Source organism: Zemynaea arenosa (assembly GCF_004614185.1).
GTDB classification, from domain to species: domain Bacteria; phylum Pseudomonadota; class Gammaproteobacteria; order Burkholderiales; family Burkholderiaceae_D; genus Telluria; species Telluria arenosa.
In genome coordinates this window covers 1-14,058 of the sequence record NZ_SPVF01000203.1, presented here as the reverse complement: position 1 = coordinate 14,058, position 14,058 = coordinate 1, and the positions used below count along the sequence as shown (strand labels likewise).

Genomic DNA, 14,058 nt, shown 5'->3' with positions numbered 1-14,058 from the left:
ATGTGCGGTATTGTTGGATATGTGGGGTTTGGTGGCGTCACCACGAAGGATCGCGCGGTCGAAACCGTCGTTCGCATGGCGTCTGCGATCGCAGCCAGAGGGCCGGACGATTACGGCCATTGGGTGGACGCAGCGGCCGAAGTCGCCCTGGGCCATCGTCGGCTTGCGATCGTGGATCTCAGCCCCGCGGGTCATCAACCCATGGCTTCTTCCGGCGAACGATATGTGATTGTGTTCAACGGCGAGATCTATAACCACCGGGCACTTCGGGCTGAGCTGGGCGACGCGATCGGATGGCGCGGCAGTTCCGACACAGAGACTTTGTTGGCGGGCATCGAGCGCTGGGGGCTTGAAGCCACGTTGCGGCGTTGCCAGGGCATGTTTGCGATTGCTCTGTGGGACCGCGAGCGCCGGGAGCTCTCGCTGGTACGCGATCGGCTCGGTGAAAAGCCGTTGTACTACGGTTGGCAGGGTGACACGTTCTTGTTTGGGTCGGAATTGAAAGCGCTGCGCGCGCACCCGCGTTTCCATGCCGGCGTGCACTCCGGGGCGCTGGCTCTGCAGCTCAGGCACGGATATATCACGGCGCCTCATACCATCTATGAGGGCATCCAGAAGCTGCTGCCGGGCACGGTGCTCACCCTGAAGCTTCCCAGCCGTGCCTGCGAGGTGACCCGCTATTGGGGCGTAGAGCAGGCCGCAGCGGCTGGCTTGGCGCAGCCGTTTGCAGGGTCCCCGGACGAGGCCGTGGAGGCATTGGGGCGCCTGGTCGCTTCGGCCGTGGGCCAACAGATGATGGCAGATGTTCCGCTTGGCGCATTCCTGTCGGGCGGCATTGATTCATCGACGGTTGTGGCCGCAATGCAGGCGCAGTCGAGCCGGTCTGTTCGTACATTCAGCATCGGTTTTCAAGAGGCGGCCTTTAATGAAGCGCATCATGCAAAAGCGGTAGCTCGCCATCTTGGTACGGAGCATACCGAGCTGTACGTCACGCCGGAGGATGCGCGCGCGACGATTCCTCATTTGCCGGACTTCTTCGACGAGCCATTCTCGGACAGCTCGCAGATCCCAACCTACCTCGTGGCCAAGCTTGCACGTCGGGATGTTACGGTTGCGCTATCGGGAGATGGGGGGGACGAACTCTTTGCCGGTTATGGCCGGTATGCCATGGCCGAGCGCCTCTGGACGCGGCAGCAGCGCATACCTCTGGGTGTACGGCGCATGTGTGGTCGTGCCATCCGCGCTGTGCCGCCGCAGCTGTGGAATGTGGCCGCATTGCGCCGTACCAGGCAGTTAGGGGACCGATTGCATAAAGGCTCGCGCCTCCTGGCCGCGGCTGCCCCAATGGACCTGTACCTGCGCCTGATATCCGATTGGGATTACGAGGACGAAGTGGTGCTCAACCACGATGCGGTGCTGCTGACTCCACTGGACGGCCGGGGCGACCCGCAAGCCCCGCTGGTACCCCAGCTCATGCGCGCCGACCTGTTGACGTATCTCCCGGACGACATTCTGGCCAAGGTCGATCGGGCATCGATGGCGGTTTCGCTGGAGACCCGCGTGCCCCTGCTCGACCACCGTATCGTCGAGTTTGCACTGAGTCTGCCGCATTCGATCCGGACTCGGCACGGTGCGCCCAAGTGGCCGCTTCGGCAATTACTCTACCGCAGCGTTCCAGCCGAGCTGATCGAGCGGCCGAAAATGGGGTTCGGTGTTCCAGTCGGCGACTGGATGCGCGGTCCGCTGAGGGCTTGGGTGGAGGATCTCCTCAGCGAAGAAACGCTGCGGAAAGACGGCTTGCTGAATGTTTCCGTGGTGCGCAGACGCTGGCGCCAGCATCTGGCGGGGGAACGCAATTGGTCCAATCATTTGTGGAGTGTGTTGATGTTCAACTCATGGCTGCACCGGCAGAAAGCGGGTAGCGCATGCTGATGAGCGGCCGCGAAGTCAAGGCCACCGAGGGGGCGCTTGCTGAACGCCAGTTGCTGTTCGTGGTTACCGAAGACTGGTACTTCTGTTCCCACAGACTGCATTTGGCGGTCGCGGCAGTTCAACAGGGGATGCGGGTCGCAGTCGCAACAAACGTTGCTGAGCATGGCGCGTACATCGAGGCCGCCGGAATTGAACTGCATCCGTGGCGGCTGAAGCGCTCGTCTGTTGGCCTGCTCGCGGAATGCACGGCCGTCTTCGATCTCTGGAGAATCTACCGGCAAGTGAAACCGGATGTCGTGCACCACGTCGCGATCAAGCCCGTGGTGTATGGCTCCCTCGTTTCGAAGCTGGTCCGGGTGCCGGCGGTCGTGAACGCTCTCGGAGGCATGGGCGCCATCTTTACCGGGAAGTCAGCCCGTCGCGGCATCATGCGACGGCTTGTGCTCGCGGCATTCCGTGGTTTGCTGGGTGCACCCAACCAGGTGCTGATTCTCCAGAATCCGGATGACTGTTCGCTGATGGTGGAGGAGGCGGGGGTGCGTCAACAGTCACTGCGTCTGATCCGCGGCGCTGGCGTGGATACCCGTGAATACGACGTGGCCGCGGAGCCCGAAGGGGTCCCGCTGGTGGTGCTCCCCGCACGCATGTTGCGCGACAAGGGCGTTGCGGAATTTGTTGATGCAGCGCGGCTATTGAAGCGACGCGGGATGGTTGCACGTTTTGTTCTGGTTGGTGGGTGCGACTCGTGCAACCCGGCAGCACTGACGGAAACAGAGCTGTCCGGTTGGGTCAGGGAAGGCGTGGTTGAATGGTGGGGACGCCGCAGTGACATGCCGGCCGTGTTCGCGGCCAGCCATATTGTGTGCCTGCCATCCTATCGGGAAGGCCTCCCCAAAGCGCTGCTGGAAGCTGCCGCCTGCGGCCGTGCCATCGTAACGACGGATGTCCCGGGGTGTCGGGAAATCGTCCGCCATGGAGTGAACGGCATGCTGGTGCCGGCACAGGATGCGCAAGCCCTGGCGCACGCGTTACAGCAACTGCTGTTGGACAGCGAAAGGCGCGTCCGCATGGGAATGGCGGGGCGAGCCATGGTGGTGAACGATTTCTCCGACACCGCCGTGGCGCGCCACACCCTGGGGCTGTACCAGGAACTCTTATCGGGGGCAAACCGATGACTGTCCTCGTCACTGGCGCGAACGGGTTTGTGGGCCGGGCCGTATGTGCAGAGCTGGCCCGCCGCGGAACCGCCCTGCGCGGTGCCGTGAGGAGAAATCCCCAACCAGGACAAGTGGCTGTTGGCGATCTTGGCCGGGACACCAACTGGACGCAGGCGCTCGACGGGTGTACCGCTGTCATTCATCTGGCGGCACGAGTACATGTGATGTCCGACAGCGCGCCCGATCCATTGGCGGTCTATCGGCAAGTCAATGTCGAGGCAACCGAAGGTCTGGCGCGTGCCGCCGCCGCGGCCGGCATCCGCCGATTCGTATTCGCCAGCAGCGTCAAAGTGAACGGTGAAGGCACCCGTGGTGCGCCTTTTCGCGCGGATGACGCTCCCGCGCCAGTCGACGGCTATGGGGTCTCGAAGCTGGACGCGGAGCGCTGCCTCGCACGAATTGCAAGCGAGACGGGGCTGGAAGTGGTCAGCGTGCGGCCGTGTCTTGTTTATGGGCCCGGCGTAAAAGCGAATTTCCTCAATTTGATCAGATTGGTCCAACAGGGCTGGCCCTTGCCCTTCGGCTCAGTGCGCAACGCTCGTAGCATGGTCGCTCTCGACAACCTGGTCGACCTCTTGATCACCTGCCTGGACCATCCCAACGCTCCGGGGCAAACTTTCCTCGTCTCCGATAACGAAGACCTCAGCATCGGAGACTTGGTGCGACATATCGCTGCAGCGCTTGGCCAGACGCCCCGGCTGGTGCCGGTGCCTGTAGGGCTCATGCTGGTTGGGGCCGCCATGCTGGGCAAGCGCGCAGTTGCCGAGCGCCTTCTTGGATCCCTTCAGGTCGATATAGGGAGCACGCTCGACGTGCTCAACTGGAGGCCTGTCATCAGTCCGGCCGCGGCCATCGACCGGTGTGTCAAAGCTTTTCTCGTACAACATTAGGCACGTTCATGAAACGACTTCTCGATCTCCTGTTGGGCCTGTTGGCGGCGGCGTTCTTCCTAGGGCCTTTACTTGTCCTCGCTGTGCTGGTCAAGCTGACTTCGCCTGGCCCCGTCATGTATTGGTCCAACCGAGTGGGCCGGGACAACCGCATATTCTCCATGCCCAAGTTGCGGACCATGCGTGTTGATACCCCGGTGGTTGCAACCCATTTGCTGCATGACCCAAAACAGTTTCTGACCCCGATCGGTAGTTTCTTGCGCAGGTCCAGCCTGGATGAAATCCCTCAGCTGTGGTGCATCCTTAAAGGGGATATGAGCATAGTAGGGCCGCGCCCGGCGCTCTTCAATCAAGAGGACCTGATCAATTTGCGTACGGAACGCGAAGTGCACCGGGTGCGACCAGGGTTGACCGGATGGGCCCAGATCAACGGCCGCGATGAACTCCCTATTCCGGAAAAAGTACAGCTCGACGAGGACTACGTACGTTCGCAATCCCTGTGCTTCGATATGAAAATCATCGTGATGACAGCATTGAAAGTGGCGCGCCGGGACGGCGTGTCACATTGATCCCGGGCGACCCGATGGGCGGCGAAATGCGGTCGTGAGGCTCCCGAATTGACGGCGGCTGCCCCGTAAGCTGATCTGACCGTGACTCTGCGCGCGGCCGTGGATCAATGTCCCTGAACAGTGAGTCCGCCGCGGTTCAACCGGCTCGCTAAACTGCGGTGGCGTTCATCTAGCTGTGGATTTATTTGGCCGCGTGGAGCGGACCGGAGTCGCGGCTCCAAACTGCGTCCGCGATTTCCGAGGAGGGGCGGTACTCGCTAACAATCTTCATCAGCTGCGCACGGATCAGCTCGTGGTCATCACGATTGCATGCCTCATCCAGCTGCTTCAGCATCTTCTCCAGGAAAACCCACTCGATCTCGTTCTCGCGCGCCCGCATGATCAGCGGGTGCTCGGTGCCGAACACGTTGTCACCGATGAGCAGTTCCTCGTACAGCTTCTCGCCTGGGCGCAGCCCCACGTAACGGATCTCGATGCCGTTCGGCGTGGTGCCATCGGCCACTTCCATGCCGCTCAGGTGAATCATCTTGCGCGCGAGATCGGCGATCTTCACGGGCTCGCCCATGTCCAGCACGAACACGTCGCCGCCCTCGGCCAGCGCGCCAGCCTGGATCACCAGCTGGGCTGCTTCCGGAATGGTCATGAAGTAGCGCGTGATCTCCGGGTGGGTGAGCGTGACCGGACCGCCCGCGGCGATCTGCTTGCGGAACAGCGGCACCACCGAGCCCGACGAACCCAGCACGTTGCCAAAGCGGACCATCGAGAACCGCGTCGGCCCCGGCTGACGCGCAAAGGCCTGGAGAATCAGCTCGGCCAAGCGCTTGCTGGCCCCCATCACGTTGGTGGGGCGCACGGCCTTGTCGGTCGAGACCAGCACGAAGCTGCTGACGGCGCAGGCCTGCGCGGCCCGGGCCAGTTCCAGCGTGCCGAACACGTTGTTGCGCAGGCCCTGGATCGGGTTGTACTCCACCAAAGGCACATGCTTGTACGCCGCCGCGTGATACACCGACGAGACGCCGAAGGCACGCATGATCTGCTCGCAGCGCGGCCGGTCCAGCACGGAACCGAGGCAGGGGATGATTTCCACCGCGTGGCCTGCTGCCTCGCACAGCTCGTTGAGCTCCTGCTCCACCGCGTACAGCCCATACTCGCTGGACTCCAGCAGCACCAGCCGGGCAGGGCGGTGCGTCACGATCTGGCGGCACAGCTCGGAACCGATGGAACCGCCCGCGCCGCTGACCAGGACGGATTTGCCACGGATGGCGCTGGCCAGCAGCTCGCTGTTCGGCTGGACCTGGTCGCGGCTGAGCAGGTCTTCGATTTCGATCTGGCGCACATCGTCCACGCGGGCGTGTCCGCGCACCAGGTTGTTGATGGACGGCGTGACCTTGAGCTTGACGCGCAGTTCGGTCAGCGCATCGACCAGCTCGCGCTGGCGGCGCCGCGACAGCGACGGTATGGCCAGTAGCACCGTCTTGATGCCGTGCCTGGAAAGGAGCCGCGACATCGCATCCGGTCCGTAGACCTTGATGCCGGCAATCGTCGTGTCCTTGACTTGGGGGTTGTCGTCGACGAAGCCGACCGGGAAGTATTCACCGGCCGCCATGAGCGCGCTGGCGAGCGCATTGCCGGCGGTACCGGCGCCATAGATCAGGACTGGCTGCGCCCGCAAGCGCGCGCGGCGCTCGCCCAGGAAATACCCGCGGGCCGCAAAACGGCTCGCCAGAAGGTACAGAATGGTATTCAGACCGTAAATACAAAACAGCGTGGGCGAGGGTACGGAAGTAAATACGGCCGCATAAGCGATCGCCAGCGCGGCCACCGAATGTGCAACGCCCGTCAATACGGTCACGATAATCTGGTGATCGATATAACGGATCACGGCGCGGTAAAGGCCGAGACGAATGAACAGGGGAATGGACAAAATACCCGCGATCATCGCGAATTGTACGTACGATGCCGGAGGCGTGCTCGAGCCGGTATCTAGCAGAAGCGAAATAATAAAGATAAGCGGCAGGCAAAAGAAATCGAACGCCGCAGCGAGGATTTGCTTCTGGTAACGCGGAAGATTCAGAAAACGTCTTTTCATCAGAACCGAGACTCGATGCCCGTTTTTTAGGGGCGATTAATCAGGGAGAGCAACCCGGCGATTAGGCGCAACATTTGTTTTGGGGAACGCAAAGCGTTCTGTTGCTATGCGACATTGCCTAGTTGTCACACAGGTAAGATCGTACAGGATTCCGAACGGCAAGTGTCGTGAAACCTGTAGGTTCCCTCCTACAAGGGGGGAGTGAATTATGTCGTAGAAGACACTAGAAATTGCCGCAAGGCATCTTTTTGGGGTGACTTTGCTGCTTGACTGCTCAAGCGTGCGCTGTGGCGTTGCAAAATCGTTGGACAACAATTGGTGACAATTAGCGTGAGAGGATTTCGCGATATGGAATGGCGTGTCGATCGAAGACAGTCGTTGCGCCGCAACACATGTTCCAAAAGGCAACCCGTTGCCCTAGAATGAGGCGCCGTCTATCTCTGGAGAGTTATTTGAAGTGCCGTCCACGCGCGCTGGCCCTGCTGCTTGCCGCATTCCCGCTGCTCCCCGCTTATTCCCAGGTTTTGTCGACGTCCGGAACGTCGGGCGGCCTGAATATCCCCTATGGCAGCGTGCTGCCGGATGGCGACGTGGTAATTGGCTTGAATAATGACCGGGAAGCCGAATTCACCAATCGCCACCGCGGCCAGAATTACCAGATGGGCATCGGACTGCTGCCGTATGTGGAGGTGTCGGGGCGGCTCGCCAATTATCCGCGCAACGAAAATCGGGACCTCGGCACCCGCGATCTGTCCGCCAATATCAAATTCGCGCTGCCCAAGCTGTTCCGTAATCAGCCCGACATCGCCCTTGGGCGGAACGACCTGGGTGGCGGCGCCCCGACCTTCCGCAGCAATTACGTGGTCGTGAGCGACGAATTCGGTCCACTGCAGGTCACAATCGGCCGGGCTCATGGCGCGAGCTACCTCAACGGGACGTTTGGCGGAGCGGCCCTGCGCTTGTGGGACACCGGCGTGTCCGCCTTGGTCGAGCGCGCCGATCGTTCCACCACGGCGGGCCTGCGCTTCGAGAGCGCGGCGCTTCGCCGCTTTGGCAATGTGCGCGCCAGCGTGAGTGTGCAGCGGGCGTTTGGCGCCCACGGACCGGATGGCCGCAGCTTCGACCGGTCCGCGGTGGCGTTGCAGCTCGCCATTCCTTTCGGCAGCAATGCACGGGCCATCCGCCAGGTGCGGCCGGAAGACGAGCCCGTGTGGACCCCGCCGCCGCGCATGGCGGCGCTGGCGAGCCAGCAGCCGGGTGCGGCGCAGGCCGCAGCAGCCGCCGCGACGGCAGGCGCAGCCACCCCCGTGCCCCAGATCGTCATCGACCACGCCGCATTGCAGGCCCACTTGGCTGCCGCCGGACTGGAGCGGGTGCGCATCGGTTTGCACGGCACCGAACTGGTGGTCGAATTCGAAAACCACCGCTATAACCGCAATGAGGCGGACGCGGTTGGCGTCGCGCTGGGCCTGGCTGCACGAGCGGCTCCTGCCGAGGTGTCGAGGATCGCTGTGACCGTCAAGAAGGCTGGCCTGGCCGTGTACCAGGTGAGTGTGCCGGCGGCGGCGTTCGCGGAATTCCTGCGCGGCGGCGAACCGTACGAGGTGCGGCCGGAACTGGCGTTTGCCTACCGTCCCGCTGGGGCCGATGTGCGCTGGCTGAGCAGCGCCGAGAGCGCGCACGGCTGGTCGCGCATCCGCATCGACCCCAGCCTGGTCAAGTTCGTCGGCACCGAGCTCGGTGTGTTCGATTATTCGCTGGCCGCAAATACCCAGCTGTTCGTGCCGCTGTGGCGCGGTGCCGAATTGACCGCCAGCGTGGTCTCCACGGTGGCCGAATCGGAAAACGTGGCCCATGGCTTCCTCGGCTATGCCCAGCAGCGCAACGGCGTGAAAGCGGTAATGGCCAGCCAGGCGATCTGGCTCGGCGACCAGGTACTCAATATCGTCAGCGGGGGCCGCCTGCAATATGGCGACCTGGGCCTGCAGAACGAAACCACCTGGTTCGTGCCGAACCGCCAGGACCAGGTGCGCCTGCAAGTCACGCGCCTGCAGCACAAGGATTATTACGGCTATCGCTCGATCCAGCACTACGGCAGCCTGTCTTACCTGTACTTCTATCAGCCGCTCGATCTCACCATGGAGCTCGGCTACAGCCGCTATGTGGGCGGCGACCGTGGCCCGACTTTCCAGATGAGCCGCTGGTTCGGCGATGTACAGGCCCAGGTGTACCTGCGCAAGAGCGATATCGAATCGCGCGTCGGGTTCAGCCTGGCATTCCCGCTCACCCCGCGCCAGGGCATGATGCCCGGCTGGACGCATCTGGAAGGTTCCAGCTATTTCCCGTTCAAGGTCGAAACCAAATGGGCGCGTAGCGGGGAATGCAACTGCATTACGCCAGGCGTTGTTGAAGAGTTACCAATGGTTTATAGTGCCCGCGTCAATGTGTTGAATCAGGGACGGCTCGGACGCGAATACTTTATGTCCCAATTACCGCGTATGCGTGAAGCGTATTTCACTTATGCGAGGCCACTTGAAGCAGTTCCGCAAAAAAATTAATCCAATCGAAAGGAAGTCATGAAAGCTCTGTCCGGTCAAAAACACATCGTGAAACTGCTGGCCACGGCCGGCCTCGCCGCCACCCTCGTTGCCTGCGGCGGCGGCAGCGACACCCCGACCACCAACAAGATCACCGTCAGCGGCACTGCGGCGACTGGCCTGGCGATTTCCGGCGCCACCATCACCATGACCTGCAAGGGCGGCTCGGCCAACGGTACGACCGGTCCGGACGGCACTTACTCGCTGACCGTGCAGAACACCCAGGCCGGCCCGTGCGTGATCACCGTGCTGACCACCGGCGGCTCGCTGCGTTCGATCGCCCAGGGCGACGGCGCGCATGCCAACGTGACCCCGCTGACCGAATTGCTGGTCAGCTACATCGGCGTGCAGACCGGTGTGGGCGCTGGCGCGTCCGCGTCCGCTTTCGTGAATAGCCCGAACGTGGCCACGGTCATGACCAATCCGACCGTGCTGAGCGCATCGGTCGGCCAGGTGATCGCGTCGATCAAGCCGTTCATCGGAGACCTGATCGTCCCGGCGGACTTCCTGACCGGACCGCTGCAGGCCAAGACCGCGACCAGCTCGGCCAACAACGCCCAGGACCAGATCCTGGACGCGCTGAAGCTGCGCGGCGTGATCACCACCGCCGGCACCCCGGCCGCCAACGTGGTCGCTGCCGCGACTGCCAACGCAGCCCAGCACGTCGTCACCGGCGGCACCGGCGGCCAGTAATCGGCCTTGGCCGACTGGCCAGTCTGGCAACCAAACCGCGGGCTTTCCCGCGGTTTGTTTTTCCAGCGGGAGAAAGCCCGCTTTTCCCATCCTGTTCCCCGCATAGCCCAAGAGCAATTTCCCGAATAATCTCACCTGTCACAACAGGAGTTATCGGGCATGGCAGCGGAAGACAGCGACGCAGAAAAGACCGAACCAGCGTCAGCGAAGCGCCTCGAGCAGGCGCGTGAAGAAGGCGACGTTCCCCGCAGCCGGGAACTGGCGACCTTTGCCGTCCTGATGACCGCAGGCGCCGGCCTGTGGTTCACCGGCGGCTCGCTGGTGCGCGAACTGTCGGCCACCCTGCGCGGCGGCCTGTCCCTGACCCGCGACCAGGTCTACAACCCCCAGCTCCTCATCGAACGCGTTGGCGCGGACATCGGCTCCGTCATGCTGGCCTGCCTGCCGCTGGCCGGCCTGATCATGCTGGTGGCGCTGGGCTCGCCGCTGCTGATCGGCGGCTGGCTGTTCTCGTCCAAGGCCTTCATGCCGAATTTCATGAAGCTCAACCCGATCCAGGGCATGGCCAACATGTTCTCCAAGAACGCGCTGGTGGAACTGGTCAAGGCGGTCGCCAAGGCGGTCGCGGTGGGCGCGGTCGCCTACCTGGTGGTGCTGAGCCAGAAGGACGCCGTGGTCGGCCTGGCGGTCGAGCCGCTGGGGCAGGGCAGCGCCCATATGATGCAGCTGATCGCCATGGCCTTCCTGTTCATGGTCGGCGCGCTCGGCGTGATTGCCGCGATCGACGGCCCCTACCAGATCTGGCACTACGCCAACAAGCTGAAGATGACCCGCCAGGAAGTCATCCAGGAATCGAAAGAAGCGGAAGGCAACCCTCAGATCAAGGGCAAGATCCGCCAGATGCAGCGCGAGATGGCCAAGCGCCGCATGATGCAGAACGTGCCGACCGCGGATGTGGTGGTCACCAACCCGACCCACTTCGCCGTCGCGCTGAAGTACACCGACGGCCAGCGCGGCGCCCCGCGCGTGGTGGCCAAGGGTACCGACGAAGTGGCGGCCAAGATCCGCGAACTGGCCAAGGAACACAACGTCGCGCTGTTGGAGGCTCCGGCCCTGGCGCGTGCCCTGTACAAGCACACCGACATTGACGAAGAGATTCCGGAAGCGCTGTTCTCCGCCGTGGCCGAAGTACTGGCCTACGTCTTCCAGCTGCGCAAGTACAAGAAGGAGGGCGGCCAATATCCGGACCGTCCGAATGGCAACCGCCTGCCGGTGCCGCCGGAGCTCGACCCGTTCAATCCGGCGTCGCAAAAGAACAACGATCTGCACTGAGAATTGACGGAGTAACGAAGAATGAAGATGCCACCATGGCTGTCCGGCCTGCTCGGCAAGGGCAACAGCAAGGCGCTGGCCGCGCCGATCCTCATCGTCCTGCTGCTGGCGATGATGGTCCTGCCGTTGCCCGCCTTCGTGCTCGACCTGTTCTTCACTTTCAACATCGCGCTGTCGGTGATCGTGCTGCTGACCAGCCTGTACACGGTCAAGCCGCTCGACTTCATGGCCTTCCCGGCCATCCTGCTGGTCTCGACCATGCTGCGCCTGTCGCTGAACGTGGCCTCCACGCGCGTGGTGCTGACCGAGGGCCACACCGGCGGCGCCGCGGCCGGCCACGTGATCGAAGCGTTCGGCCACTTCCTCATCGGCGGCAACTACACGGTCGGTATCGTCGTGTTTGTGATCCTGACCATCATTAACTTCACCGTGGTGACCAAGGGCGCGGGCCGTATCGCCGAGGTCGGCGCGCGCTTCGCCCTGGACGCGATGCCGGGCAAGCAGATGGCGATCGACGCCGACCTGAACGCCGGCCTGATCGGCGAGCAGGACGCCAAGCGCCGCCGCCAGGAAGTCGCGCAGGAAGCCGAGTTCTACGGCGCCATGGACGGTGCCTCCAAGTACGTGCGCGGCGACGCGGTGGCCGGCATCATGGTGACCTTGATCAACGTGATCGGCGGCCTGGTCATCGGTATTCTGCAGCACGACATGGCGTTCGCGGACGCGATGAAGAACTACACCCTGCTGGCCATCGGTGACGGCCTGGTGGCCCAGCTGCCGTCGCTGATCATCTCGACCGCGGCCGGTGTGGTGGTGTCGCGCGTCGCGTCCGACCAGGACGTCGGCACCCAGGTGGTGGGGCAGCTGTTCGCCAAGCCGCAGGTGCTGGCGATCACCGCCGGCATCATCGGCGGCATGGGCATCATTCCGGGCATGCCGAATGTGGTGTTCCTGATGCTGGCCGGCGTGCTGGGCGGCGCCGCGTACGTGCTGAACAAGCGCCAGAAGCAGGCCGTGGTGGCCGCCGAGGAAGCTGCCGCCGCCGCGCCCGCCGCTGCCGCCGCCGCGGCTGCCGCTGCCCCCGAAAACGAAGAAGCGACCTGGAAGGATGTCATGCCGGTCGACACCCTGGGGCTGGAAGTGGGCTACCGCCTGATTCCGCTGGTGGACAAGGGGCAGGGCGGCGAGCTGCTCAAGCGCATCAAGGGCATCCGCAAGAAGTTCGCGCAGGAAGTGGGCTTTTTGGCGCCGCCGGTGCACATCCGCGACAACCTGGAACTGAAGCCGTCCGCCTACCGGATCACGCTCAAGGGCGTGGAAGTGGGCGCGGGCGAGGCGATGAACGGGCAATTCCTGGCGATCAACCCCGGCATGGCCACCGGCACGCTGCCGGGCCTGGTCACGACCGACCCCGCGTTCGGCCTGCCGGCGATCTGGATCGACGCCGGCCTGCGCGACGACGCGCAGAACATGGGCTACACCGTGGTCGACGCGGGCACCGTCATCGCGACTCACCTGAACCATTTGATCACCACGCATGCGAGCGAGCTGCTGGGCCGCATGGAAGTGCAGGCGCTGCTGGACCACCTGGCCAAGGACACGCCGAAGCTGGTGGAAGACCTGGTGCCGAAGGTGGTGACCTTGTCCGCGCTGCAGAAAGTGCTGCAGAACCTGCTGGGCGAGGGCGTGCACATCCGCGACATGCGGACCATCATCGAGACGCTGAGCGAGTTCGCCGCCCACACGGCCGACCCGAACGAGCTGACTGCGCAGGTGCGCATCGCCCTGGGCCGCGCCATCGTGCAGCAGCTGTTCCCGGGCACCAACGAGCTGGCCGTGATGACCCTCGACAACCGCCTCGAACGCCTGCTGATGCAAGCGATGGCTGGCGGGGGCGACGTGGCCGGAATCGAGCCGGGCCTGGCCGACACCCTGGCCATGCAAGCCGGTGCCGCCGCCGCCCAGCAGGAGCAGCTGGGCCTGACGCCGGTGCTGCTGGTGCCCGCCCCGTTGCGGACCCTGCTGTCCCGTTTCCTGCGCCGCGGCCTGCCACAGCTGAAGGTCCTCTCGCACTCCGAGATCCCGGAAACGAAAACCATCCGCGTCACCAGCCTCGTCGGCGCCCCCGCTTGATATAAGTCAACCCCGGGGTCAGGCCCGCGTCTCATAGACGGGGCCTGACCCCACCCTTCACTCCGCAACCGGTTACTTCACACTTCCCGCCGCTCTCATCCAGCAGACCTCCCTTAACTCCGGCAGTTGCACCAATTGTCAAAAAGCTCGGGGTCAGGCCCCTGTTTTAGAGAGGGGCCTGACCCCGAGGTTATCCACTGGGGCCTGACCCCGGTGTATAACTGGGGATAGCGGTGGGGGAATGAGCGGCTTTTTGGCCGCTTTTCGGGGGATGGTTTCTCTGGGGTATCGGGAATAATGGCTCCTGTGAGATGGGCCGGCTGCGCAGTGGGGCGCGGCGGCCGCAAGCTCCCGGAGTCGAATAAGATGAACGTCAAACGATTTACAGCGCCCACGGCACGAGAAGCGCTGCGCAAGGTCCGCGAGGCCCTCGGCCCCGATGCCGTGATCCTCTCCAACCGCCCGGTTGACGGCATCGTCGAAATCCTGGCCCTCGCCAACGACGACGTCGCCAGCATCGCCCCCCATGCCGACATGGCCCAGCCGCAGCCGCACCTGGACATGCCGGAACCGTCCGCCGCCACGCCGCCTGCCCGCAGCCCGGCC

9 protein-coding genes and 1 pseudogene are annotated in these 14,058 nt (G+C 63.6%); 9 read left to right on the top strand and 1 reads right to left on the bottom strand.

Annotated elements, in window-relative coordinates:
- The 4 genes from asnB to E4L96_RS15800 are packed head-to-tail and all read left to right on the top strand — an operon-like array spanning position 1 to position 4,608.
- Entirely contained in the window at positions 1–1,932 is a 1,932-nt protein-coding gene (gene asnB / locus E4L96_RS15815; RefSeq protein WP_135208179.1) for an asparagine synthase (glutamine-hydrolyzing), read from the top strand.
- Positions 1,926–3,107, top strand: coding sequence for a glycosyltransferase family 4 protein (locus E4L96_RS15810; RefSeq protein WP_229414532.1), 1,182 nt, complete (start codon positions 1,926–1,928; stop codon positions 3,105–3,107). The genes asnB and E4L96_RS15810 overlap by 7 nt, the downstream gene beginning before the upstream one ends.
- Complete coding sequence (locus tag E4L96_RS15805) at positions 3,104–4,039, top strand: UDP-glucose 4-epimerase family protein (RefSeq protein ID WP_135208178.1); 936 nt, start codon at positions 3,104–3,106, stop codon at positions 4,037–4,039. Before E4L96_RS15810 ends, E4L96_RS15805 begins: the two co-directional genes overlap by 4 nt.
- A gap of 8 nt (positions 4,040–4,047) precedes the next feature.
- Complete coding sequence (locus tag E4L96_RS15800; RefSeq protein WP_135208177.1) at positions 4,048–4,608, top strand: sugar transferase; 561 nt, start codon at positions 4,048–4,050, stop codon at positions 4,606–4,608.
- A 181-nt stretch (positions 4,609–4,789) separates the two neighbouring features.
- Here E4L96_RS15800 and E4L96_RS15795 read toward each other — a convergent pair whose 3' ends face one another.
- On the bottom strand, positions 4,790–6,460 hold the full coding sequence (locus E4L96_RS15795) for a polysaccharide biosynthesis protein (protein WP_229414530.1): 1,671 nt from the start codon (positions 6,458–6,460) through the stop codon (positions 4,790–4,792).
- Between the two features lie 629 nt (positions 6,461–7,089).
- Here E4L96_RS15795 and E4L96_RS15790 point away from each other — a divergent pair.
- From E4L96_RS15790 to E4L96_RS15770, 5 genes and pseudogenes are all read left to right on the top strand, one after another.
- Positions 7,090–9,255 carry a YjbH domain-containing protein gene (locus E4L96_RS15790; RefSeq protein ID WP_167758710.1) on the top strand — a complete coding sequence of 722 codons (2,166 nt, stop codon included), beginning with the start codon at positions 7,090–7,092 and terminating at the stop codon, positions 9,253–9,255.
- An 18-nt stretch (positions 9,256–9,273) separates the two neighbouring features.
- A complete protein-coding gene (locus E4L96_RS15785; RefSeq protein ID WP_135208174.1) occupies positions 9,274–9,987 on the top strand; it encodes a hypothetical protein in 714 nt (237 codons plus the stop codon).
- Between the two features lie 159 nt (positions 9,988–10,146).
- Positions 10,147–11,319 carry a flagellar biosynthesis protein FlhB gene (gene flhB, locus E4L96_RS15780; protein ID WP_135208173.1) on the top strand — a complete coding sequence of 391 codons (1,173 nt, stop codon included), beginning with the start codon at positions 10,147–10,149 and terminating at the stop codon, positions 11,317–11,319.
- 21 nt (positions 11,320–11,340) lie between these two features.
- A complete protein-coding gene (gene flhA / locus E4L96_RS15775) occupies positions 11,341–13,452 on the top strand; it encodes a flagellar biosynthesis protein FlhA (protein ID WP_135208172.1) in 2,112 nt (703 codons plus the stop codon).
- A gap of 366 nt (positions 13,453–13,818) precedes the next feature.
- Positions 13,819–14,058 (top strand): annotated as a pseudogene (locus E4L96_RS15770) (flagellar biosynthesis protein FlhF); the annotation flags it as partial.

Bases quoted from the DNA above. Each gene is read 5' to 3' on its own strand.
- flhA (WP_135208172.1), top strand. From the start codon at position 11,341: ATGAAGATGCCACCATGGCTGTCCGGCCTGCTCGGCAAGGGCAACAGC.
- asnB (WP_135208179.1), top strand. From the start codon at position 1: ATGTGCGGTATTGTTGGATATGTGGGGTTTGGTGGCGTCACCACGAAG.
- E4L96_RS15785 (WP_135208174.1), top strand. From the start codon at position 9,274: ATGAAAGCTCTGTCCGGTCAAAAACACATCGTGAAACTGCTGGCCACG.
- E4L96_RS15810 (WP_229414532.1), top strand. From the start codon at position 1,926: ATGCTGATGAGCGGCCGCGAAGTCAAGGCCACCGAGGGGGCGCTTGCT.
- E4L96_RS15790 (WP_167758710.1), top strand. From the start codon at position 7,090: ATGTTCCAAAAGGCAACCCGTTGCCCTAGAATGAGGCGCCGTCTATCT.
- flhB (WP_135208173.1), top strand. From the start codon at position 10,147: ATGGCAGCGGAAGACAGCGACGCAGAAAAGACCGAACCAGCGTCAGCG.
- E4L96_RS15800 (WP_135208177.1), top strand. From the start codon at position 4,048: ATGAAACGACTTCTCGATCTCCTGTTGGGCCTGTTGGCGGCGGCGTTC.
- E4L96_RS15805 (WP_135208178.1), top strand. From the start codon at position 3,104: ATGACTGTCCTCGTCACTGGCGCGAACGGGTTTGTGGGCCGGGCCGTA.